We start from the raw sequence: 19,538 nt of genomic DNA, 5'->3' as shown, positions 1-19,538 counted from the left end.
CTGGTCGGGTTGGGCTATTGAACGATATATCGATATGATTCCCCTCGTGATTCTCCCACGGCCAGCATGGAGCGACCCGATACCCTCATGAAGTTTCCCACACCTCGCCTGAACCAGTTGCTGGACATCCTGCGGGACGAGGCCCTGCCCCAGGAAGAACTGGCCCGGCGGCTGCATGTGTCCACCCGCACGGTGCGCACCGATGTCGCCACCCTCAACGAGCTGATCGCCGACCATGGCGCCCACCTCATCCATCAGCGGGGGGCGGGTTATCGCCTCAAGATCTATCACCAGGAGCGGTTCGATGCCCTGCTCGCCAGCCGCAGCCAGGAGAGCAAGCTGCCCCGCACCAGCCGGGAGCGGGTGCTCCACCTCCAGCTGATGCTGCTCAGCGCCGAGCAGGGGATCAAGCTCGATGATCTGGCCGACACCTGGTATCTGAGCCGGGCCGCCCTGCAGGGGGACATGACGGAGGTGCGCGAACGGCTGGCCCACTTCGGGCTCACCATAGAGAGCAGGGCGCGCCTCGGCATGCGCATCCAGGGGGAGGAGACGGCCATCCGGGCCTGCCTGACCCAGCTGCTCTATCAGGAGCTGCTCCATAACACCCAGCTGCAGAGCCTGCTGCCGACCCTGTGTCCCAGCAAGACCCTGGAGGTGCTCGGCAACCGCATTCACGAACAGCTCGCCCGCCATCGGCTGCGGCTCACCGATGAGGGCCTGCAGCAGCTGACCATCTACTGCGCCGTGCTGCTGCTGCGCCTGGCCGCCGGCCACGAGCTGACCCGCTTCGATCCCGAGGATCTCACCCCCGCCATGGTGGCGGTGGCCCGGGATATCAGTGCCGAGCTGCCAACCCTGACCCCGCCCGGGGAGAGCGAGCTGGCCTGCCTCGCCATCCAGATCCAGGCGAGGGTGATCGCCGACAACCCCAGACTCAACCCCGCCATGGCGAGGGAAGGAGAGCGGCTGGTCAATCATCTGCTCGACTACATCCACCAGCACTTCCCCTATGATCTGGGTCATGACGCCCAGCTGCGCGAGGATCTGCTCACCCACATCAGCACCATGCTGCTGCGGGTCAAATATCAGATAGGCAGCCACAATCCCCTGGCCGAACACATCAAGCAACACTACCCCCTCGCCTACGAGATCACCCTGGCCGCCCTCTCGGCCTGGGTCAAACAGACCCCCTATCGCCTCACCGACCACGAGATTGGCTACCTGGTGATCCATATCGGGGTGGGCCTGGAGCGGCACTACGACATAGGCTACGAGCGCCGCCCTCACGCCTTGCTGCTGTGCGACGGGGGCAATGCCACCTTCCGGGTGCTGGAGGCCAGCATACGCCGGGAATATCCCCAGCTGAGGCTCACCAGCCTGGACTCGGTGCGCGAGTACGAGGCCCTGGCGCGGCTGGAGCAGGACTTCGTCATCAGCACTGTGAGGGTGAGCGAGAAGGGGGTGCCCGTGGTCCAGGTCGCCCCCTTCCCGACCCAGTATCAGCTGGAGCAGCTCGGCAAGCTGGTGCTGATCGATCGCACCCGCCCCTACCTGCTCGACAAGTATTTCAGCGAGGAGCACTTCCTGATCCTGGATGCTCCCCTGACCCAGCAGCAGCTGCTGGATCGGGTATGCACCCAGCTGGAGGCGGAAGAGAGGGTCGAACCCGGCTTTCGCGCCTCCCTGTTCGAGCGGGAGGCCATCGTCTCCACCATGCTGGGGGACGGCATGGCCCTGCCCCACTCCCTCGGGCTGCTGGCCAAGCGCACCTGCGTCTATACGGTGCTGGCGCCCCAGGGCATAGAGTGGGGCAATGGCGAGATCGCCAGCCTCATCTTCGTGCTGGCCATCAGCAAGCGGGACTATGAGGAGGCCATGGGCCTGTACGATCTCTTCATCAGACTGATGAACGAAAAGGCCAGCAAGAGTCTGCTGGCCTGTGAGGATTTTGCCAGTTTCAAGGCGCTGGCGCGCACCGGGCCCCACTAGCGGGGCGCCCTACTCCTCGTTGAACCCCGAGGTGAACAGGGCCACCACGGCGGCCAGGGCCGCCTCTTCCTGGGGGCCCTCGGCTTGCACCTCCACCCGCTTGCCCTGGGCCGAGTCCAGCATCAGCATGCCGATGACGCTGTCGGCATCGGCCTCGACGCCCTCTTCGTTGCGCAGCAGCACATGGGCATCGAATCCCTGTACCAGTTCGAACAGCATCATGGCCGGGCGCGCATGCATGCCCAGCTTGTTCTTCACTTCTACCGAGGCGGAGACTGTCATCTGACCTCCCGTTGCGCCATCAATGTTGCGGATCCCGTTTGTCGAGGGTGCGATGGCGGATCTGCACGTTCTTGCCGAGCCCCTCGAAGGTACGCGCCAGCTGTTCGGCGATGAACACGGATCTGTGCTGGCCGCCGGTGCAGCCAATCCCGACCGTGAGATAGCTGCGGTTGTTGCGCTCCAGGGCCGGCAACCAGGTCGCCAGCATGTTCTCGATCTGCAGGGTGAACTGCATCACGTCGGGCTGGCTCGCCAGATAGCGGGCCACCGGCTCATCCTTGCCGGTGAACGGCTTGAGCTCGGGGATCCAGTGGGGATTGGGCAGGAAGCGGGCATCGAACACGAAGTCGGCATCCTTGGGGATGCCGTACTTGAAGCCGAACGACTCGAACACCAGCACCAGCTCATTCTCCTTCTTGCCGAGCACCCGGGTCTTGATGAGCTCGCTGAGGTCATGAATGCTGAGGCTGGTGGTGTCGATGCGCAGATCGGCACTCGCCGAGATCGGCGCCAGCAGATGGGTCTCTTCACGGATCGCCTCGTCCAGGGAGAGGCGCTTGCGAGAGAGGGGGTGCAGGCGACGGCTCTCGCCGTAACGCTTGAGCAGGGTGCTGTTCTCCGCATCGAAGAAGAAGCTGCTGTATTGCACCCGACCATCGCCGCGCACCTGGGCCAGCAGGGTCTCCAACCGCTCCGGATCACCGGGCAGGTTGCGCACGTCTATGCTGACCGCCAGCTTGTCGTACTGGCGCTCGACCGAGACGATCAGCTGAGGCAGCAGATTGACCGGCAGATTGTCGACACAGTAATACCCGAGATCTTCCAGTACCCGCAGCGCAACGGTCTTGCCCGACCCGGAGCGGCCACTGACTACGATAAGCTGCATCTTGCAACCTCCACAGCGACGAGTTGATTAGCGTGGGCGACGGCCCATCAGGCGGAGATCATGATCTGGTAGAGATCATCATCGCTGGCAGCCTGGCGCAGCTGGCGGCAGACCGCCTTGTCACCCAATTTGGCGGCCATCAGGGAGAGGGTCTTGAGGTGCTGTTTGCACTCACTCTCCGGCACCAGCAAGGCAAAGAGCAGATCGACGGGCTGATTGTCGATGGAATCGAAGGGGATGGGCTCGGCAAAGGTCATCAGTACCGCCGTCGGCGGGAATTCGTCGCCGATGCGACCATGGGGAATGGCAATGCCGGCACCTATGCCGGTGCTGCCCATCTTCTCGCGGGCAAGCAGACATTCGAACAGGGCCTGGCGCGAGGTACCCAGCCGTTCGGCGGCCAGCTCGCTGATGATTTCCAGGGCGCGTTTCTTGCTGGTACAAGGGACCGCACTTTTGGTGCAGTCCCGACTCAGTATGTGTTCAAGTTGCATGGTTATTTTTGATTTAACTTGTCTTTGTGCTTGATGATCTGTCGATCAAGTTTGTCGAGCAGGGTATCTATCGCGGCGTACATATCCGCGTGTTCCGAATTGGCGAACACTTCGCCCCCGCTGACGTGTAGCTTAGCTTCGGCAATCTGGTTCAGTTTTTCTACGCTCAACACCACATGAACATTGTTGATGTGGTCAAAGTGACGCTCGAGTTTGGCAAACTTGTTATTCACATAATCACGCAGCGCTTCGGTGATCTCTACGTGGTGTCCGGTCAAGTTAATTTGCATAACGTCTTCCTTCTGTGTTGCCTAAACCAGGCGTTTGCGCTGATTGGACGGTGGTATCAACAAGGATTCACGGTATTTGGCGATCGTGCGTCGAGCCACCATAATACCCTGTTCGGCCAGCAAATCCGCGATCTTGCTATCACTTAGCGGTTTCGCCGGGTTTTCCGCCGTCACCAGCTTCTTGATCAGGGCACGAATTGCGGTCGATGAGCACTCACCTCCTCCCTCTGTGTTGACGTGACTGGAGAAAAAGAACTTCAGCTCGAAGATGCCACGGTGGGTATGCATGTACTTCTGGGTCGTGACCCGGGAGATGGTCGATTCATGCATCTCCACCGCCTCGGCGATGTCGTTGAGCACCATGGGCTTCATGGCCTCCTCGCCGTATTCAAAGAACCCCTGCTGCTGTTCGACGATGCAGCTGGCCACCTTGAGCAGGGTCTCATTGCGGCTCTCCAGACTCTTGATGAACCACTTGGCATCTTGCAGATGGGAGCGAATGAACTGGGTGTCCTGGCTGGTGCGCGCCTGGCGAGCCATGGCGGCATAGGTTTCGTTGACGCGAATGCGGGGCGCCGAATCCGGGTTCAGCTCCACCACCCAGCGGTTCTGGCGCTTGACCACGGTGACATCCGGGATCACGTACTGGGAATCGCTCTGTACCACACGGTTGCCGGGTCTGGGTTCGAGCTGCTGGATGAGATCGATGACCTCCTTGAGCTCCCCCTCCTTGAGCCGCGTCTTGCGCGCCAGGGTGCGATAGTCCCGATTGCCCAGCAAGTCCATGTGCTCACGGACGACCTCCCGCGCCTGGGCCAGCCAGGGTTGCTGTGCACTGAACTGACCCAGCTGGATCAGCAGGCACTCCTGTACCGAGCGGGCCGCGATGCCGACCGGATCGAAATGCTGTACCCGCTTGAGCACGGCTTCAATCTCGTCGAGCTCCACCTCGACGTCATCACTGCTCACCGCCTGCTGGATGTCTTCCAGGGTGCTGGTCAGGTAGCCGGACTCGTCGATGCCGTCGATGATGGCCAGGGCAATGGCGGCATCGAGATCGCTGAACGGGGTGAGCCGCATCTGCCACAGCAGATAATCTTGCAGGTTTTCCGTGGTCTCGCCCTGATAGACGCTGTCTTCCCCCTCGAAGACGGGGCCGGCACTCTGGCCGGTGCCGGCGGAGTAGACGTCATCCCAGCTGCTGTCGACCGGCAGCTCGTCCGGCAACTGCTCCTGGGCCATGGCCTCGCTGCTGTCGATCTGGCTCTCCTCCTGCTTAATATCGGTATGAGTCTCCAGCTGCTCGACCTCTTCTTGCTCGAGCAGGGGGTTGCTATCGAGGGCTTGCTGGATCTCCTGCTGAAGTTCCAATGAAGAGAGCTGGAGCAGACGAATCGCTTGTTGTAACTGCGGCGTCATGGTCAATTGCTGACCGAGACGCAACTGGAGTGTCGGCTTCATCTACGTCGGGATATCCTTATTTCAGCGAGGCGATCATCAGGAAACGAAGGGCGATTTCCCCTTACTATAGACTGAATTGATCGCCCAAATAGACACGCTTGACCTGTTCGTCGGCCAGGATATCGGCGGGGGTGCCTTCCGCTATCATCTTGCCGTGACTGACGATATAGGCCTTCTCGCACACATCCAGCGTCTCGCGCACGTTGTGGTCCGTGATGAGCACGCCCAGCCCTCGATCCTTGAGATGCTGGATGATCTTCTTGATGTCGATGACAGAGATGGGATCGACCCCGGCGAACGGCTCGTCCAGCAGGATGAAACGGGGCTCGGCCGCCAGGGCGCGGGCGATCTCGACCCGGCGGCGCTCGCCACCGGACAGGCTCTGACCCAGGTTGTCCCGGATGTGGGTGATGCTGAACTCTTCCAGCAGCTGCTCCACCTTGTCTTCCCGCTCTTCGCGACTCAACTCCTTGCGGGTCTGCATGACCCCCATCAGGTTGTCATAGACGGAGAGGCGGCGGAAGATGGAGGCCTCCTGAGGCAGATAGCCGATGCCATTGCGGGCACGGATGTGCATGGGTTGCAGGCTGATGTCCTGCTCGTCGATGGTGATGAGGCCCGCATCCCGCTGCACCAGGCCGACGATCATGTAAAAAGAGGTGGTCTTGCCCGCGCCGTTCGGACCGAGCAGACCCACGATCTGACCGGTGCCCACTTCCAGGCTGACGTCACTGACCACCATCCGCTTCTTGTAGCTCTTCTGCAGCCCGGCTGCCTTCAACACTGCCATGGCTTATTTATCCTGCTTTTTGTCGGCGGGTTTGTCGAAATTCTCGACCTGATCGGGCAGGAACACCGTCTTGACGCGATTGGTTTCGCCCTTGCTTTCGGCGATCATCTTCTGTTTCACGATGTCATAGCGGATCAGATCGCCGTTCACCTGGCTGTCTTCCTGCTTGAGCTCGCCATTACCCGTGATGGTCACCAGACGATTCTTCAGCTCGTAGCGAATGCTGTCGCCATGGGCATTGACCGGCTTGCCGTTGTCCAGGATCTGGAAAAAGGTGGCGGGTTTGCCATAGGCGGTCATCACCTCGGCCCCCTTCTCGCCTGATCGGATCACCACCACCTTGTCCGCCTTAATCTTGATGGTGCCCTGGGTGATGATGACATCCTCGCTGAAGGTGACGCGGTTATCCTGCATCTCGGCTATCTGCTTGACGGCGTCCACATACACCTTCTCGGCGAAGTCGGACTCCTTGGCGCTGACGCCCCCGCACAGCAGCAGGGCGAACGCGGCCAGATTAACGTTTCTCATTGAAATAGATGGCATGGCCTTGGTCCAGTAATTCGAAATATTTGCGATCCAGATGCCCCTTCAGGCCAACGCCCTCGGTCTGGAACTCTTTGGCGACGATGGCGACCTGACGATTACTTCTCACATCCTGGGTCACCAAGTCCAGCTCCAGGTAGGGAGTGTCCAGGGTGGAGATGAAGGAGGTGGGCAAGAGGCCATCGAGATGCACCTTGTCCCTCAGGATCACGTTGTCGTCCGTGTTGAGCACCCCCGTCTCGGCGGTCACCTTCCATTCGGCATCCCCCTTGTCATCGAACAGATAGACGATGGGCTTGTCGAAAGTGGCCTGCTCGAGCAGCTGAAAATACTCGGCATAGACGGACTCCAGTCGCTCGCTGCGCTTGCCCGTCTCGTCGAAGCGGGTGGTCACCAGATCCTTGGCGATGAAGTCCGGCTGATAATGTTCCGTCTTGGGCGCGGCCGGCGGCGCCAGGGTCACATCCCCCAGCTGCCAGATGGCCAGAGCCACGATGAAGAGGGCGGCGAACAGCAGGGTCTGGCGACTGATCATGCCGATACCTCGGCCAGCTCATCGGCATGCCCCTGGGCCTGCAAGATGAGATCGCACAGCTCGCGCACCGCGCCCATGCCCCCACCCAGCCGGGTCACCAGATCGGCGCGCGCCACCACCAGCGGATGGGCATCGGCGACCGCCACCCCCAGGCCACAGGCCTGCATCACCGGCAGATCTATGGTGTCATCCCCCATGTAGGCCGCCTGGCTGGCATCCAGTCCCAGTTGCTGCAGCAGGGCCTCGAAATGGGGCAGCTTCTGATCCGCCCCCTGGACCACATGCTTCACCCCCAGGCTCGCCATCCGGTTACTGACGATGCGGGAGTTGCGCCCCGTGATGATGGCGATCTCGATGCCCGCCCTCATCAACGCCTTCATGCCGGCGCCATCCCGGGTGCAGAAGGTCTTGAACTCCTCCCCCTCGTTGCCCATGTAGATGAGGCCGTTGGAGAGCACGCCATCCACGTCACACACCAGCAGGCGGATACGCGCCGCCTTGTCGTATTGGCTGGCGGTGACCGGACCGTAGGGCGTCGCCATCTGTTGCATCAAATCACTCCCGCCTTGAGCAGATCGTGCATGTTGAAGGCCCCCAGGGGACGTTTGTCGCCATCGACCACCAACAAGCCATTGATTTTTTTGGTTTCCATCAGTTTTACCGCCTCGGCGGCCATCATCTCCGGCCTTACGGTAACACAGTTGACCGTCATCACCTGCGCGATAGGGGTGCTGTGGACATCGACCCGCAGATCCAGGATGCGACGCAGGTCGCCATCGGTAAACAGACCCGCCAGCAGACCATCGCCATCGACCACGGCCGTCATGCCGAGTCCCTTGCGGCTCACTTCCAGCAGGGCCTGGCTGATGGTGGCATCTATCCCCACCCGGGGCAACAGGTCGCCGCTGTGCATCAGGTCGCCGACTCGCAGCAGCAGACGCTTGCCCAGCGACCCGCCGGGGTGGGAGAGCGCGAAGTCATCGGCGGTGAAACCGCGGGCCTCGAGCAGGGCGACGGCCAGGGCATCCCCCATCACCAGGGTGGCCGTGGTGCTGGAGGTCGGCGCCAGCCCCAGGGGACAGGCTTCCTGCTCGACCCGGACGCAGAGGTGTACGTTGGCCTCCTTGGCCATGGTCGAGGCCGGATTGCCGGTCATGCAGATAAGCGGGATGCCGCGGCGCTTGAGCACCGGCAGCAGAGCCAGGATCTCGTCGCTCTCCCCCGAGTTGGAGATGGCGATGATGAGATCCCCCCCCGAGATCATCCCGAGATCCCCGTGGCTGGCTTCGCCCGGGTGCAGGAAGAAGGCGGGCGTCCCTGTGCTGGCCAGGGTGGCGGCAATCTTGTTGCCAATATGACCGGACTTGCCCATGCCGGTGACCACTATCTTGCCGCCGCAACCCAGTATCAGCTGGCAGGCACGATCGAACGCCTCATCCAGGTACTGATGCAGGCCCTCGATGGCTTGTTTCTCTATATCCAGCACCGCCTTGGCACTGCGACGAAAATCGAACATTTCAGACAGGTTTTCTGGTTTGACAGACATATGGGAACCGCTCCGGGCCGAAATTAGCTGCGGGATTATAAAAAAGTCTGCCCAGATAAGCGAATCCGATGGTTTCTGGCGAGAGCAACGGGGGGCAAACGGCCGAAAGCTGTCGCCTGCAAAGGGGACCAGCCTGTTCAATAGTTGTCCCTTGTTGTTGCTTAGACCTAGACTAGCCCATAAAATTCGCTCTTCATTTGCACCCGATGGACCATTGTTTGAACAACGATCTGATCACCATCTCCGATCTCAGCTTCAGTCACGGCGACCGCCTGCTCTACGACAACATCAGCCTCACCATCCCCCGTGGCAAGGTGACTGCCGTGATGGGGCCCAGCGGGATCGGCAAGACCACGCTGCTGAGGCTGATCGGCGGTCAACTCAAGCCCGATGCCGGCACCATATTGTTTGACGGCGAGGATGTTCCCCGCCTGTCCCGCCGCCGACTCTACAGTCTGCGCAAACGGATGAGCATGCTGTTCCAAAGCGGTGCCCTCTTCACCGGCATGACGGTGTTCGACAACGTGGCCTTTCCCCTGCGCGAGCACTCGGGCCTGCCCGAGGAGCTGATCCACACCATCGTCATGATGAAGCTGGAGGCCGTGGGCCTGCGCGGCGCGGCATCCCTGATGCCCTCGCAGCTCTCCGGCGGCATGGCCCGCCGGGCCGCCCTGGCCAGAGCCATCGCCCTGGATCCGGACCTCATCATGTTCGACGAACCCTTCGTCGGCCAGGATCCCATCACCATGGGGGTGCTGGTGAAGCTCATCCGCGAGCTCAACGACGCCCTTGGCATCACCTCCGTCATCGTCACCCATGACGTGACCGAGGTGATGGGCATCGCCGATTACGCCTATATCATCGCCAATCGCAAGATAGTGGCCCAGGGCACACCGCAACAGCTGCGGGAAGAGCGCAACCCCGAGGTCGAGCAGTTCCTGCAGGGACTTCCCGACGGCCCTGTCCCGTTCCATTTCCCGGCTGGCGAGCTACTACAGGATCTATGATGTTGATAAGTCAAATAAACCAGTTGGGACGATCCGGCATTCAGATCCTCACGGCCCTGGGCCGTGCCACCATCATGCTGTTTCATGCCCTGGCCGGCCGTCCCCAGCCCCGCAAGCATTTTCCTCTGCTGCTTCAGCAGCTCTATGTGGTCGGGGTCCAGTCGGTCGCCATCATCCTGGTCTCGGGCCTCTTCATCGGCATGGTACTCTCGTTGCAGGGATACAATGTGCTCAAGGACTTCGGCGCGGAAGGGAGCCTGGGGCCCCTGGTCTCTCTCTCCCTGCTGCGCGAACTCGGCCCCGTGGTGACAGCCCTGCTGTTCGCCGGGCGCGCCGGCTCGGCCCTGACCGCCGAGATCGGCCTGATGAAGGCCACCGAGCAGCTCTCCAGCCTGGAGATGATGGCGGTGGATCCCTTGCGCCGCGTGGTTGCCCCTCGCTTCTGGGCCGGTGTCATCAGCATGCCGCTGCTGGCCTTCATGTTCAGTCTGGTGGGCATCATGGGCGGCAAGCTGGTCGGCGTCGACTGGCTCGGCGTCGATGAGGGGGGCTTCTGGTCCGCCATGCAGGCCGCGGTCGACTGGCAGGATGACATCATGCAGGGCGCCATCAAGAGCCTGATTTTTGCCCTAGTGGTCACCTGGATTGCGCTCTTCAACGGCTATGATGCCAAGCCCACCTCGGCCGGGATAAGCCAGGCCACGACCCGCACCGTGGTCAACTCCTCCCTGGCCGTGCTCGGCCTGGATTTTATACTCACCGCAGTCATGTTTGGATAAGGTTAAAGATGAAGTTCAGCAAAGTAGAATTCCTGGTTGGCCTCTTCATGCTGGCAGGCATCGCGGCCATTCTCGCCCTGGCGCTGCAAGTTGCCGGTTTGAGCTTTAAACCGGAGGGAGAAACCTATACCCTGCGCGCCCATTTCGATAATATCGGCGGCCTGAAAGTACGCTCGCCGGTCAAGGTCGGTGGCGTCGTCGTCGGTCGAGTCAGTGACATCAGCCTGGACGAGAAGAGCCAGGTGCCCGTTGTCACCCTGGAGATGCAAAAGAGTGCCGGCGAGTTCTCCGAGACCAGCAGCCTCTCCATCCTCACCTCAGGCCTGCTCGGCGAGCAATACATAGGGCTGGCGCCCGGCTTCTCCGATGAGGAGATGGGCACCGCCATGCTCAAGAGCGGCGACATGATCGAAGATACCAAGTCAGCCATAGTGCTCGAGGATCTGATTGGCAAGTTCCTGTACAGCCAATCTTCCGACAGCAAAGAAGAGACCAAGTAAGGAGTGACCATGTTGAAAAAAATGACCCTGCTGATCGGTCTGATGGCCAGCATACTGTTCTCCTTGACCGCCCGGGCAGCCGAGTATCCGAGCGATCCCTATGTACTGGTGGATACCGCGGCCAAGCAGACCTTCGCCCGCCTCAAGGCCGACCAGAACCAGATCAAGCAGCAGCCGGATCACCTGAGGGTGATCATCCGCGAGGAACTGCTGCCCTATATCGACAACCGTTTCGCGGCCTACAAGGTGCTTGGCAATCAGATCAAGCAGACCACCCCGGCCCAACGCGATGCCTTCGTCAACGTGTTCACCGAGTACATGGTGAGCTCCTATGCCGATGCCCTCGCCCATTTTGACAAGCAGGTGGTCAAGGTCGAACCGGGCAAGCCCGCGACCGGCAACATCACCGCGGTGAGCGTCAGCGTCAAGGAGAGCGGCAAGCCCGATATCTTCCTGGAGTTCAAGCTGCGCAAGAACAACAAGACCGGCGAGTGGAAGGCGTTCGACATGGTGGCCGAGGGCATCAGCCTGCTCTCCGCCAAACAGAGCGAGCTCGGCGGCCTGATCCGCCAGAACGGCATAGACGCCGTCATCGCCCAGCTGCAGGCCCACAACGCCAAGCCGCTGGTGATCAAGTCATGATATTCGGAACCGATCTGCAATCCGAACAGGTCATCGACCTGTGGCGGCGCCGCGATGAGTGGTGGCAGCAGGATAGCCTGGATCTGAGCCGGATAAGCAGTCTGGACTCCGCCGGCCTGGCGCTGCTGGTCAAGTGGGCCAAGGCGGTACTGGCCCGTGGTGGTCAGCCGCAACTGGTCGGTGCCAGTGCAGACATACATACCCTGGCGACCCTGTACGGGGTCGCCAGCCTTTTTCAGCCCATTGCGCAACAAACTGAGGACTCATAATGCAAGTCTCTGAAATTGAAGCACTACTCCTAGAGGCCTTGCCCCTGTCCGAAGTGCACGTCAAAGGGGATGGCAGTCACTATCAGGTGATCGCCGTCGGCGACATGTTCGACGGCATGAGCCGGGTCAAGAAGCAGCAGGCCATCTACGGGCCGCTGATGGACAAGATCGCCACCAACGCCATTCATGCCCTCTCCATCAAGGCCTTTACGCCGACCGAGTGGGCCCGTGAACGCAAATTTATCCTGCCCTCCTGATTTGGTATTTAAGTAACATGGACAAATTCAAGATCGATGGTCGTTGCACGCTCAATGGCGAAGTGACCATCTCGGGTGCCAAGAACGCCGCCCTGCCCATCCTGTTCGCCACCCTGCTGTGTGACGAAGAGATCCAGCTCTCCAACGTGCCACGCCTCAAAGACGTGGGCACCACCCTCAAGCTGTTGGAGATGCTGGGGGCCAGCACCAAGGTCAACGGCAACGTGACCGTGCTGACCGGGGCGGTGAACAACCATGTCGCGCCCTACGAGCTGGTCAAGACCATGCGCGCCTCCATACTGGCGCTCGGCCCCCTGGCCGCCCGTTTCGGTGCTGCGGACGTCTCCCTGCCCGGCGGTTGTGCCATCGGGGCCCGCCCGGTCAACCTGCACGTCCACGGCCTGGAGCTGATGGGCGCCAAGATCACCATCGAAGACGGTTACATCAAGGCCCGGGTTGATGGTCGCCTCAAGGGTGCCCACATCCTGATGGACATGATCTCGGTGACCGGTACCGAGAACCTGATGATGGCGGCTGCCCTGGCCGAGGGTCGCACCGTGATCGAGAATGCCGCCCGCGAACCCGAGGTGGTCGATCTCGCCAACTTCCTCAACGCCCTCGGCGCCAAGGTACAGGGTGCCGGCACGGATACCCTGACCATCGACGGGGTCGAGCGTCTGCACGGTGGCAGCTACAGCGTCCAGCCAGACCGTATCGAAACCGGGACCTTCCTGGTCGGCGCCGCCGTCACCGGCGGCAAGATTGTCTGCCGCAAGACGGATCCCTCCCTGCTGGAAGCCGTGCTGGTCAAGCTGGAAGAGGCGGGCGCTCTCATCGAGAAAGGGGCCGACTGGATCAGCCTGGACATGACGGGTCGTACCCTCAAGCCGGTCACCATCAAGACGGCCCCCTACCCGGCCTTCCCGACCGACATGCAGGCCCAGTTCACCGTGCTCAACGCCGTGGCCAAGGGCACCGGCATGGTCACCGAGACCATCTTCGAGAACCGCTTCATGCACGTGCCCGAACTGGTGCGGATGGGGGCGGACATCGAACTGCAGGGCAATGTCGCCATCTGCCGTGACACCGAGCAGCTCAAGGGTGCCCAGGTGATGGCCACCGATCTGCGCGCCTCCGCCAGCCTGGTACTGGCCGGCTTCGTGGCCGAAGGTACCACCCTGGTCGAGCGCATCTATCACATCGACCGTGGCTACGAAGACATAGAGCACAAACTGCAAGCCCTGGGTGGTCGCATCGAGCGTATCCCTGGCTGATATAGCAACGGGACAAAGCCCATATGAAACGGCCCCCTCGCCATGCGAGGGGGCCGTTCTGTTTGCGGCAAGACTACCCTGATGATGGTCAGTGGCCGGCCAGCTTCATGTTTTCAACCAGCACGGACCCCGTCTTCAGGCTGGAACGCTCATCCTGATCCGTGCCCACGGCCACTATCTGGCGGAACATCTCGTTGAGGTTGCCCGCGATGGTGATCTCCTCGACCGGATAGGCTATCTCCCCATTCTCGACCCAGAAGCCGGCGGCGCCGCGGGAGTAGTCACCGTTGACGATATTGACTCCCTGCCCCATCAGCTCGGTCACCAGCAGGCCGGTGCCCATCTCCCTGAGCAGGGCGGGCAGATCCTGCCCCGTGTTAGACACCTGCCAGTTGTGGATGCCACCGGCGTGCCCCGTGGTGGTCAGCCCCAGCTTGCGCGCCGAGTAGGAGGTGAGCAGCCAGCTCATCAGGTGGCCGTCGCGTATGATGTCGAGATCCCGGGTGCGCACCCCTTCCCCATCAAACGGGGAACTAGCCAGGCCGCCCGCCAGGTGGGGAAACTCCTGGATGGTGAGCCAGTCGGGCAGGATTTGCTGCCCCAGCCGCTCTTGCAGAAAGCTGGACTTGCGATAGAGATTGCCACCGCTGATGGCCATGACCAGATGGCCCCACAGGCCGGCGGCGGTGTCGGGATGAAACAGCACGGGCGCATGGCGGGTCGCTATCTTGCGGGCCCCGAGCCGGGCGACGGTGCGGCTCACCGCCTCGTCGGCGATCCGTGCCGGGCTCCACAGCCCGGCCAGATCACGACTGGAGGAGTAACCGTAATCCCGCTGCATGTCGCCATCCTGCTCGCCGATCAGCATGCAGCTCAGCGAGTTGCGTGATGCCGCATACCCCTTCAGAAAGCCGTGGCTGTTGCCGTAGACCTTGATGCCAAGGTGGCTGGAAAAACCGGCGCCGTCCGAGTGCTTGATCCGGCTGTCGCTGCAAAGCGCCAGTCGCTCGCACTCGATGGCCAGCTCGATGCCCTGCTGGGGATCCAGCAGGGTGGGATGGCAGAGTTGCAGATCGGGGGCATCCCAGGCCAGCAGCTCGGGATCGGCCAGGCCGGCGCAGGCATCGGCCGAGGTGTGACGGGCTATCTCGATGGCGGCCTCGACGGCGGCGCGGATTGCCGCGGGACTGAGGTCCGTGGTTGACGATGAGCCCTTGCAACCATCGCGGTAAACGGCGATGCCGAGCGCCCCATCCTTGTTGAATTCGATGCTTTCCAGCTCGCAGCCGCGCGTGTTGACCGACAATCCGGTCTGCTTGCTGATAGAGACTTCTGCCAGCGAGGCACCCAGCCCTTTGGCAATCTCAAGCGCCTCGGCAACCACGGCCTCCAGTTGCGCCTGATCCTGGCGGATTTGGTCTTGCTGATCCATAACTCAAGTCTGCATGAAGAAAGGAAAGGGGCTCAGCATATCAGACCCCTGCGCCCAGCGGGAGAAGCTGGTACCATATCGCCCAAATATGAATGACAGGACATAAAGACCAATGAGTCACTTTAACGATGAGCAAGAGTTCGAGGACTGGGGCCCCAGCAAGAGCCAGCTCAAGCGCGAAGCCGAGATATTGCAGAAGATGGGCGATGAGCTCGTCGACCTCAGCCACAGCGAGCTGGAGAAGATACCGCTGGATGAAGAGCTGGCCGAGGCGGTCGAGCTGGGCCGCAGGCTCAAGCCCAAGAAGGATGAGTCTTTCCGCCGCCACCTGCAGTTCATCGGCCGACTGATGCGCAGCCGCGACATAGAGCCCATCGCCGAGGCCCTGTCGATCATCAAGAATCGCCACTCCACCATCAATGCACGCCTGCACCGGCTGGAGCAGTGGCGGGAGAGGCTGATCGTCGAAGGGGATGAGGCCCTCAACGAGCTCATGTCCCAGTTCCATGAACTGGATCGCCAGAAGCTGCGCCAATTGATCCGCAACGCCAAGAAAGAGCGCGAGCTGAACAAGCCGCCGGCGGCGTTTCGCGAGATCTACCAGTATCTGCGTGGCGAGATAGAAGACAAGCTGTGAGCCTTGCGTCTTAATACCATAACCAACGGGGCCTGTCGGCCCCGTTGTCGTTTCGATGGCAGTCTCAACCCCCCTCGGGTGCCAGACACTGAGTCTGGGTATGGGGCACCAGATATGGGGTCAGCAGAGGAGCCATCCCCTTGAGCACCTGTACCGGCAATGCGGAGGTGAAGCGGAACTTGTCCGACTGGCTACCTGGCACATAGGCGGTCAGGGTACCGAAGTGATCCTCGCCGATGTAGAACACGAAGGTCGCGGTCCGGTTGCGAGCCAGCGAACTGGTGACATTACCATAGCGTCCCACCGTCTCGAGCCGGTTGTCTCCCGTCCCCGTCTTGCCCCCCAATGCCAGCACAGTGCCATCTGGCAGGGTGAAGGCCCCCGAAATGCGTCGCGCCGTGCCCCCTTCCACCACCTTGGAGAGGGCGCCACGCAGGGCCGTTGCCACCGCAGATGGCAGCACACGCACGCCCTGACCATGGGCGGGTTCAAACTCCGTCTCGAATGGCGTGTCCTTGGCGAAGGAGAGGTGCTCGATGCGCAGGGTCGGCGTCCGGATGCCGTCATTCTGGATGATGCCCATCAGTTCGGCTAGGGCGGCGGGTCGGTCCCCCGAGCTGCCGAGAGCCGTCGCCAGGGAGGGCACCAGATGGCCGAACGGATAGCCGAGCTTGGCCCAGCGCTGATGGATGTCGAGGAAGGCTTCCACCTCCAGCATGGTGCGCACCCGGGTGTCTCGGGCGCTGCGATGACGGGTCTTGAACAACCAGCTGTAGACCTCCTGACGCTCATCCCGGCTCGCCATGACCACGTCGTTGAAGGTCGCCTTCTCATAGGCCTTGAGGTAAGAGACCAGCCAGAGCTCGAGGGGGTGGACGCGGGCGATATAGCCCTGATCCGGTAGTGAATACTTACCTGGCCCATAAGAGTCATACAGCTGGGCGATCCGCCGCTCGTTCAGTTGCTTGCGCAGTACCTTGGGCAGCCGACCATCGAGGAAGGCGGTAAAGGTCGCCAGATCTGCCTCCGGATAGAGATAGCGGTGCACCGCTGCCAGCCGGATGGCGCTGGGTCTGAGGCCATCGAGGAAGGCATCGATCCGCTCGGCCGGCGTCTTGCCCTGATACTTGCGCCAGAAGCGCAGCAGATAGGTCTGGCCCTCCTTGTCTGCGAAACGGACCAGATACTCGGTGCGACGGGGATCCCTGTCATCCTTGAGCAACTGGCTGCGGTTGCCATCCTTGTAGAGGGTGTAGCGCACCAGGTCCCGCATCAGCCGCACGAACGGCAGGTTGATGGACTCGCGCAGCGCGTCCCGCAGGGACGGATTGCGATTGTTGTCGTACTTGTTGAAGTTGTTGAAGGTGTGCATGCCGCCGCCGGTGAAGAAACCTTCATACGGGCTGGCCGAATACTTGCGATCCAGGGCCGCCTCCAGCATGGGGGGCAGGCTCTTGTCTCTGGCATTGATCAGATAGGAGACGGCCCAGCGGCTGATGTTGTCCTGGGGGGATATCTCCAGTTTGCGCAGGCTCTCGGCTGGCATGTCGGCGTAGCTGTCATGGAGCTCCGCAACCATCTGCAAGTAGGTAGTCAGCACCCTCAGCTTGGCGGTAGAGCCCAGCTCCAGCTTGCTGCCTTCGTTGATGTCAAAGGGCTGATCCGTGTTGTCGGTCTGCACCCTGACCTTGAAGCCATCGGGCGATTTCTCGAACAGGGTGAAGCTGTAGCGCACATCGGCCGTTTTCTCCGGCGAGAGTAATCGCTCACCATACAACCCGATTTTCTCGGCGAAAGCAGGGTCGGCAAGCTGCTGCAGATAACCGGTGATCTCTTTTTGCAACGGCATGTTGAGGCTGGTCTCGGCGGTCAGATCCATCCGGTCCAGATCGTAGAGCTGAACCCCAAGATGACTGCTCAGACGGGTGCGCGCCACCTGCAAACCCTTGTTGTTATTGACCCGGGTGATGGCCGGTGACTGCAGGAAATCACGGTACGTGATCTTGGCCTTGAGGGCGGCGGCCATCAGATCCGGCGTGATCATCCCCTCCTGCACAAACAGGCGCAGATAGCTGTCGGTCAGCGCGGCCAGTGCATCCCGCCCTTGGGCAAGGTAGTAGGAAGGACGGCGATGGGCAATCATCAGGGAAACCACCTGACGCAGGGCCAAGCCCTTGTCATCCAGGGAGGCATCCTGATTGCGGGCGGGATCGAGCAGGCGGTTCACTTCGGCCACATCGGCCCCAAACCATACCCAGAGCCCATCCCCCAATCCATGGACCTCACCATGACCCGGCGCCGCCGAGAGGGGCACTGAGTTGAGATAGGCCCAGGCCACCAACTTGCGGGCCTCCAGGGTCTCGGGGCCGAGGCGATAAGCCCGTACGCTGGCCGAGATCATCTGACGGATCTTCTCGGTGGCCGACACCGTCAGACCATCGGGGGAGTGGCGGTACTTCTCGACCTGGGTCGCCAGCGTGCTGCCACCGGCCGACTGGCCCTCCATGTCCAGCGCCTTGCCCAGCTGCGACACAGCTGCCTTGGCAAAACGTGGCCAATCGACGGCCGGGTTGGCCAAGGGCTGTTCATCGCTGAGCAGATCCCGGTTCTCGATAAACAACAGGGATTGCACCACCAGGGGTGGAATAGAGGCAAAGTCCGGATAGTAATGGCTTGGATAGTGGAAATCATAGAAAGGAGCAGCCCGACAGTCATTCAGGGTCAGTCCGGCCTGAACCTTCTCGGTGTAAGGCACGAAGAAGCCACGCTTGGCATAGTCATAGAGTGCATCGGAGAAGCGCACCTGCTGACTCACCTCGTAGCCGCGCTTGAGCAGCCGCTCCTGCATCATGGGCAGCAAGACATAACCCAGTCGCTTGTCGAAAGGGCCATCATCGGGAAAGATGATCTTGTCGCTCGGACCCGGCTCGACCCGATAGCTCAGCTTGGCTGCATAATGGGAGATCTCCTGAGACTGCAACTTGGAGGTCTTCATCTCATAGCCAACCAGCAGAGCCACCGCTACCAGGCAGAGCAAGAAGAGCAGGCAAAGCAACCAACGCCACCAGGAGCGAGGCTTGCGCTTTTTGGGGCCGTCCTCTGTGGGGACGGGAAACTCTTGAGGTGCCACTTTATCCAGATCCGTCCGTTGTAATGCGCCCATATCCGCTCACCATGGTTACGCAATTTATTGTATTTCACTCAAGCTTAGTCTTTTCAAGTCAATGGCTTGAAAACAATTCGTGCTTCGTGTCGATGGTAGCAGGGCTATTTGCAAAATGGGAGTCGATTGTCTCGGCCCAGTGGTCGACAGGATGCAAAAACACCGGCCATAGGCCGGTGTCCGATATGTCCATCTTGATGGATTACTTGTGAGAGCTCATCGCCTTCAGCTTGGCGCTGAGCTCTTTGCGCTCCTTGGAGAGCTCGGCATTCTTGATGATGTGATCATCGACCCGCTCTTCATAGTCGGTGCGCATATTGGCGATGATAGCCTGCACCTCATCTATGCTCATGCCAGGCTTGATGTAGTCGCTCAGGTTGTCGAGCAGCAGCACCCGCTTCTGGTTATCACGGATCTTCTTCTCGTTGTCAGTGATCTCGCGCTTGAGCTTGTTCTGACGACGAGACATACGCACATATTCCAATACATCGTTGAAGGTGGACTTGTTTACTTGTTCCATATCGTTACCACTGACTCAAGGTTGATAAAATCGGGACAGGTTACGCCTGAGAGGAAGGATGCTCATCAAGAAACGCAGGCGAACGTCGAATGCCTTTACTCTACCGAGTTATGTGACAGATACAAGCCAATTGCATATGAACCACCGAAGTCAGGCCAGTAACACCCTGATTTGCAAAGAAGATGTCAACACAACGTAACAAATATCACGGTTAATGCTGTTTTCAGGCAATAAAAAAC

General features: G+C 60.8%; 22 protein-coding genes. 9 read left to right on the top strand and 13 right to left on the bottom strand.

Features of this window, described 5'->3' with window-relative positions:
* Positions 1–87 precede the first annotated feature (87 nt).
* Positions 88–1,992, top strand: a complete 1,905-nt coding sequence (locus BN1119_RS18055; RefSeq protein ID WP_042001483.1) for a BglG family transcription antiterminator — start codon at positions 88–90, stop codon at positions 1,990–1,992.
* A gap of 9 nt (positions 1,993–2,001) precedes the next feature.
* Here BN1119_RS18055 and npr read toward each other — a convergent pair whose 3' ends face one another.
* The 10 genes from npr to BN1119_RS18005 all read right to left on the bottom strand — a co-directional run bounded on the left by npr (position 2,002) and on the right by BN1119_RS18005 (position 8,819).
* Positions 2,002–2,274, bottom strand: coding sequence for a PTS phosphocarrier protein NPr (gene npr / locus BN1119_RS18050; RefSeq protein ID WP_042001480.1), 273 nt, complete (start codon positions 2,272–2,274; stop codon positions 2,002–2,004).
* A 19-nt stretch (positions 2,275–2,293) separates the two neighbouring features.
* Positions 2,294–3,160, bottom strand: coding sequence for an RNase adapter RapZ (gene rapZ / locus BN1119_RS18045; protein WP_042001477.1), 867 nt, complete (start codon positions 3,158–3,160; stop codon positions 2,294–2,296).
* A 47-nt stretch (positions 3,161–3,207) separates the two neighbouring features.
* A complete protein-coding gene (gene ptsN / locus BN1119_RS18040) occupies positions 3,208–3,654 on the bottom strand; it encodes a PTS IIA-like nitrogen regulatory protein PtsN (RefSeq protein WP_042001475.1) in 447 nt (148 codons plus the stop codon).
* A gap of 2 nt (positions 3,655–3,656) precedes the next feature.
* Positions 3,657–3,944, bottom strand: a complete 288-nt coding sequence (gene hpf, locus BN1119_RS18035) for a ribosome hibernation promoting factor (protein ID WP_042001473.1) — start codon at positions 3,942–3,944, stop codon at positions 3,657–3,659.
* Positions 3,945–3,965: 21 nt separating this feature from the next.
* Positions 3,966–5,405 carry an RNA polymerase factor sigma-54 gene (locus BN1119_RS18030; protein ID WP_042001471.1) on the bottom strand — a complete coding sequence of 480 codons (1,440 nt, stop codon included), beginning with the start codon at positions 5,403–5,405 and terminating at the stop codon, positions 3,966–3,968.
* A 64-nt stretch (positions 5,406–5,469) separates the two neighbouring features.
* Complete coding sequence (lptB, locus tag BN1119_RS18025; RefSeq protein WP_042001465.1) at positions 5,470–6,195, bottom strand: LPS export ABC transporter ATP-binding protein; 726 nt, start codon at positions 6,193–6,195, stop codon at positions 5,470–5,472.
* 3 nt (positions 6,196–6,198) lie between these two features.
* A complete protein-coding gene (lptA, locus tag BN1119_RS18020; RefSeq protein ID WP_042001463.1) occupies positions 6,199–6,723 on the bottom strand; it encodes a lipopolysaccharide transport periplasmic protein LptA in 525 nt (174 codons plus the stop codon).
* Entirely contained in the window at positions 6,710–7,270 is a 561-nt protein-coding gene (lptC, locus tag BN1119_RS18015; protein WP_042002244.1) for an LPS export ABC transporter periplasmic protein LptC, read from the bottom strand. Before lptC ends, lptA begins: the two co-directional genes overlap by 14 nt.
* Positions 7,270–7,824: a 3-deoxy-manno-octulosonate-8-phosphatase KdsC gene (gene kdsC / locus BN1119_RS18010; RefSeq protein ID WP_042001461.1), complete on the bottom strand. Its 555-nt coding sequence runs from the start codon at positions 7,822–7,824 to the stop codon at positions 7,270–7,272. The genes lptC and kdsC overlap by 1 nt, the downstream gene beginning before the upstream one ends.
* Complete coding sequence (locus BN1119_RS18005; RefSeq protein WP_042001459.1) at positions 7,824–8,819, bottom strand: KpsF/GutQ family sugar-phosphate isomerase; 996 nt, start codon at positions 8,817–8,819, stop codon at positions 7,824–7,826. The genes kdsC and BN1119_RS18005 overlap by 1 nt, the downstream gene beginning before the upstream one ends.
* Before the next feature lie 206 nt (positions 8,820–9,025).
* Between BN1119_RS18005 and mlaF the strand changes: the two genes are divergently transcribed.
* The 7 genes from mlaF to murA are packed head-to-tail and all read left to right on the top strand — an operon-like array spanning position 9,026 to position 13,547.
* Positions 9,026–9,826: a phospholipid ABC transporter ATP-binding protein MlaF gene (gene mlaF / locus BN1119_RS18000; RefSeq protein ID WP_042001455.1), complete on the top strand. Its 801-nt coding sequence runs from the start codon at positions 9,026–9,028 to the stop codon at positions 9,824–9,826.
* On the top strand, positions 9,826–10,605 hold the full coding sequence (gene mlaE, locus BN1119_RS17995; RefSeq protein ID WP_042001452.1) for a lipid asymmetry maintenance ABC transporter permease subunit MlaE: 780 nt from the start codon (positions 9,826–9,828) through the stop codon (positions 10,603–10,605). The genes mlaF and mlaE overlap by 1 nt, the downstream gene beginning before the upstream one ends.
* Before the next feature lie 8 nt (positions 10,606–10,613).
* Positions 10,614–11,105: an outer membrane lipid asymmetry maintenance protein MlaD gene (gene mlaD / locus BN1119_RS17990; protein WP_042001449.1), complete on the top strand. Its 492-nt coding sequence runs from the start codon at positions 10,614–10,616 to the stop codon at positions 11,103–11,105.
* Positions 11,106–11,114: 9 nt separating this feature from the next.
* Positions 11,115–11,747: a phospholipid-binding protein MlaC gene (mlaC, locus tag BN1119_RS17985; protein WP_042001446.1), complete on the top strand. Its 633-nt coding sequence runs from the start codon at positions 11,115–11,117 to the stop codon at positions 11,745–11,747.
* Complete coding sequence (locus tag BN1119_RS17980) at positions 11,744–12,016, top strand: STAS domain-containing protein (RefSeq protein WP_042001443.1); 273 nt, start codon at positions 11,744–11,746, stop codon at positions 12,014–12,016. Before mlaC ends, BN1119_RS17980 begins: the two co-directional genes overlap by 4 nt.
* Complete coding sequence (gene ibaG, locus BN1119_RS17975; protein WP_042001440.1) at positions 12,016–12,273, top strand: BolA family iron metabolism protein IbaG; 258 nt, start codon at positions 12,016–12,018, stop codon at positions 12,271–12,273. The genes BN1119_RS17980 and ibaG overlap by 1 nt, the downstream gene beginning before the upstream one ends.
* 17 nt (positions 12,274–12,290) lie before the next feature.
* Positions 12,291–13,547, top strand: a complete 1,257-nt coding sequence (gene murA / locus BN1119_RS17970; protein ID WP_042001437.1) for a UDP-N-acetylglucosamine 1-carboxyvinyltransferase — start codon at positions 12,291–12,293, stop codon at positions 13,545–13,547.
* An 88-nt stretch (positions 13,548–13,635) separates the two neighbouring features.
* Here murA and pmbA read toward each other — a convergent pair whose 3' ends face one another.
* Positions 13,636–14,979: a metalloprotease PmbA gene (gene pmbA, locus BN1119_RS17965; RefSeq protein ID WP_042001434.1), complete on the bottom strand. Its 1,344-nt coding sequence runs from the start codon at positions 14,977–14,979 to the stop codon at positions 13,636–13,638.
* A 112-nt stretch (positions 14,980–15,091) separates the two neighbouring features.
* Here pmbA and yjgA point away from each other — a divergent pair, with 112 nt between their 5' ends.
* The gene (gene yjgA / locus BN1119_RS17960) at positions 15,092–15,616 is read left to right on the top strand and encodes a ribosome biogenesis factor YjgA (RefSeq protein ID WP_042001431.1); all 525 of its coding nucleotides are present in this window, start codon (positions 15,092–15,094) and stop codon (positions 15,614–15,616) included.
* A gap of 64 nt (positions 15,617–15,680) precedes the next feature.
* Here the strand turns inward: yjgA and BN1119_RS17955 are convergent, their stop codons facing one another.
* Entirely contained in the window at positions 15,681–18,779 is a 3,099-nt protein-coding gene (locus tag BN1119_RS17955; protein WP_042001428.1) for a transglycosylase domain-containing protein, read from the bottom strand.
* A 202-nt stretch (positions 18,780–18,981) separates the two neighbouring features.
* The gene (gene tmaR / locus BN1119_RS17950) at positions 18,982–19,299 is read right to left on the bottom strand and encodes a PTS system regulator TmaR (protein WP_042001426.1); all 318 of its coding nucleotides are present in this window, start codon (positions 19,297–19,299) and stop codon (positions 18,982–18,984) included.
* Positions 19,300–19,538 lie beyond the last annotated feature (239 nt).

It is taken from the genome of Aeromonas bivalvium, from assembly GCF_000819765.1.
Lineage (GTDB): Bacteria > Pseudomonadota > Gammaproteobacteria > Enterobacterales > Aeromonadaceae > Aeromonas > Aeromonas bivalvium.
Note: the sequence above shows the minus strand (reverse complement) of the source record. Positions and strands in the feature narration are given on the sequence as shown.

What these genes read in the sequence shown, in the direction of transcription:
- BN1119_RS18055 (WP_042001483.1), top strand. Translation starts at nt 88, where the DNA reads ATGAAGTTTCCCACACCTCGCCTGAACCAGTTGCTGGACATCCTGCGG.
- npr (WP_042001480.1), bottom strand. Translation starts at nt 2,274, where the DNA reads ATGACAGTCTCCGCCTCGGTAGAAGTGAAGAACAAGCTGGGCATGCAT.
- rapZ (WP_042001477.1), bottom strand. Translation starts at nt 3,160, where the DNA reads ATGCAGCTTATCGTAGTCAGTGGCCGCTCCGGGTCGGGCAAGACCGTT.
- ptsN (WP_042001475.1), bottom strand. Translation starts at nt 3,654, where the DNA reads ATGCAACTTGAACACATACTGAGTCGGGACTGCACCAAAAGTGCGGTC.
- hpf (WP_042001473.1), bottom strand. Translation starts at nt 3,944, where the DNA reads ATGCAAATTAACTTGACCGGACACCACGTAGAGATCACCGAAGCGCTG.
- BN1119_RS18030 (WP_042001471.1), bottom strand. Translation starts at nt 5,405, where the DNA reads ATGAAGCCGACACTCCAGTTGCGTCTCGGTCAGCAATTGACCATGACG.
- lptB (WP_042001465.1), bottom strand. Translation starts at nt 6,195, where the DNA reads ATGGCAGTGTTGAAGGCAGCCGGGCTGCAGAAGAGCTACAAGAAGCGG.
- lptA (WP_042001463.1), bottom strand. Translation starts at nt 6,723, where the DNA reads ATGAGAAACGTTAATCTGGCCGCGTTCGCCCTGCTGCTGTGCGGGGGC.
- kdsC (WP_042001461.1), bottom strand. Translation starts at nt 7,824, where the DNA reads ATGCAACAGATGGCGACGCCCTACGGTCCGGTCACCGCCAGCCAATAC.
- BN1119_RS18005 (WP_042001459.1), bottom strand. Translation starts at nt 8,819, where the DNA reads ATGTCTGTCAAACCAGAAAACCTGTCTGAAATGTTCGATTTTCGTCGC.
- mlaF (WP_042001455.1), top strand. Translation starts at nt 9,026, where the DNA reads ATGGACCATTGTTTGAACAACGATCTGATCACCATCTCCGATCTCAGC.
- mlaE (WP_042001452.1), top strand. Translation starts at nt 9,826, where the DNA reads ATGTTGATAAGTCAAATAAACCAGTTGGGACGATCCGGCATTCAGATC.
- mlaD (WP_042001449.1), top strand. Translation starts at nt 10,614, where the DNA reads ATGAAGTTCAGCAAAGTAGAATTCCTGGTTGGCCTCTTCATGCTGGCA.
- mlaC (WP_042001446.1), top strand. Translation starts at nt 11,115, where the DNA reads ATGTTGAAAAAAATGACCCTGCTGATCGGTCTGATGGCCAGCATACTG.
- BN1119_RS17980 (WP_042001443.1), top strand. Translation starts at nt 11,744, where the DNA reads ATGATATTCGGAACCGATCTGCAATCCGAACAGGTCATCGACCTGTGG.
- ibaG (WP_042001440.1), top strand. Translation starts at nt 12,016, where the DNA reads ATGCAAGTCTCTGAAATTGAAGCACTACTCCTAGAGGCCTTGCCCCTG.
- murA (WP_042001437.1), top strand. Translation starts at nt 12,291, where the DNA reads ATGGACAAATTCAAGATCGATGGTCGTTGCACGCTCAATGGCGAAGTG.
- pmbA (WP_042001434.1), bottom strand. Translation starts at nt 14,979, where the DNA reads ATGGATCAGCAAGACCAAATCCGCCAGGATCAGGCGCAACTGGAGGCC.
- yjgA (WP_042001431.1), top strand. Translation starts at nt 15,092, where the DNA reads ATGAGTCACTTTAACGATGAGCAAGAGTTCGAGGACTGGGGCCCCAGC.
- BN1119_RS17955 (WP_042001428.1), bottom strand. Translation starts at nt 18,779, where the DNA reads ATGGGCGCATTACAACGGACGGATCTGGATAAAGTGGCACCTCAAGAG.
- tmaR (WP_042001426.1), bottom strand. Translation starts at nt 19,299, where the DNA reads ATGGAACAAGTAAACAAGTCCACCTTCAACGATGTATTGGAATATGTG.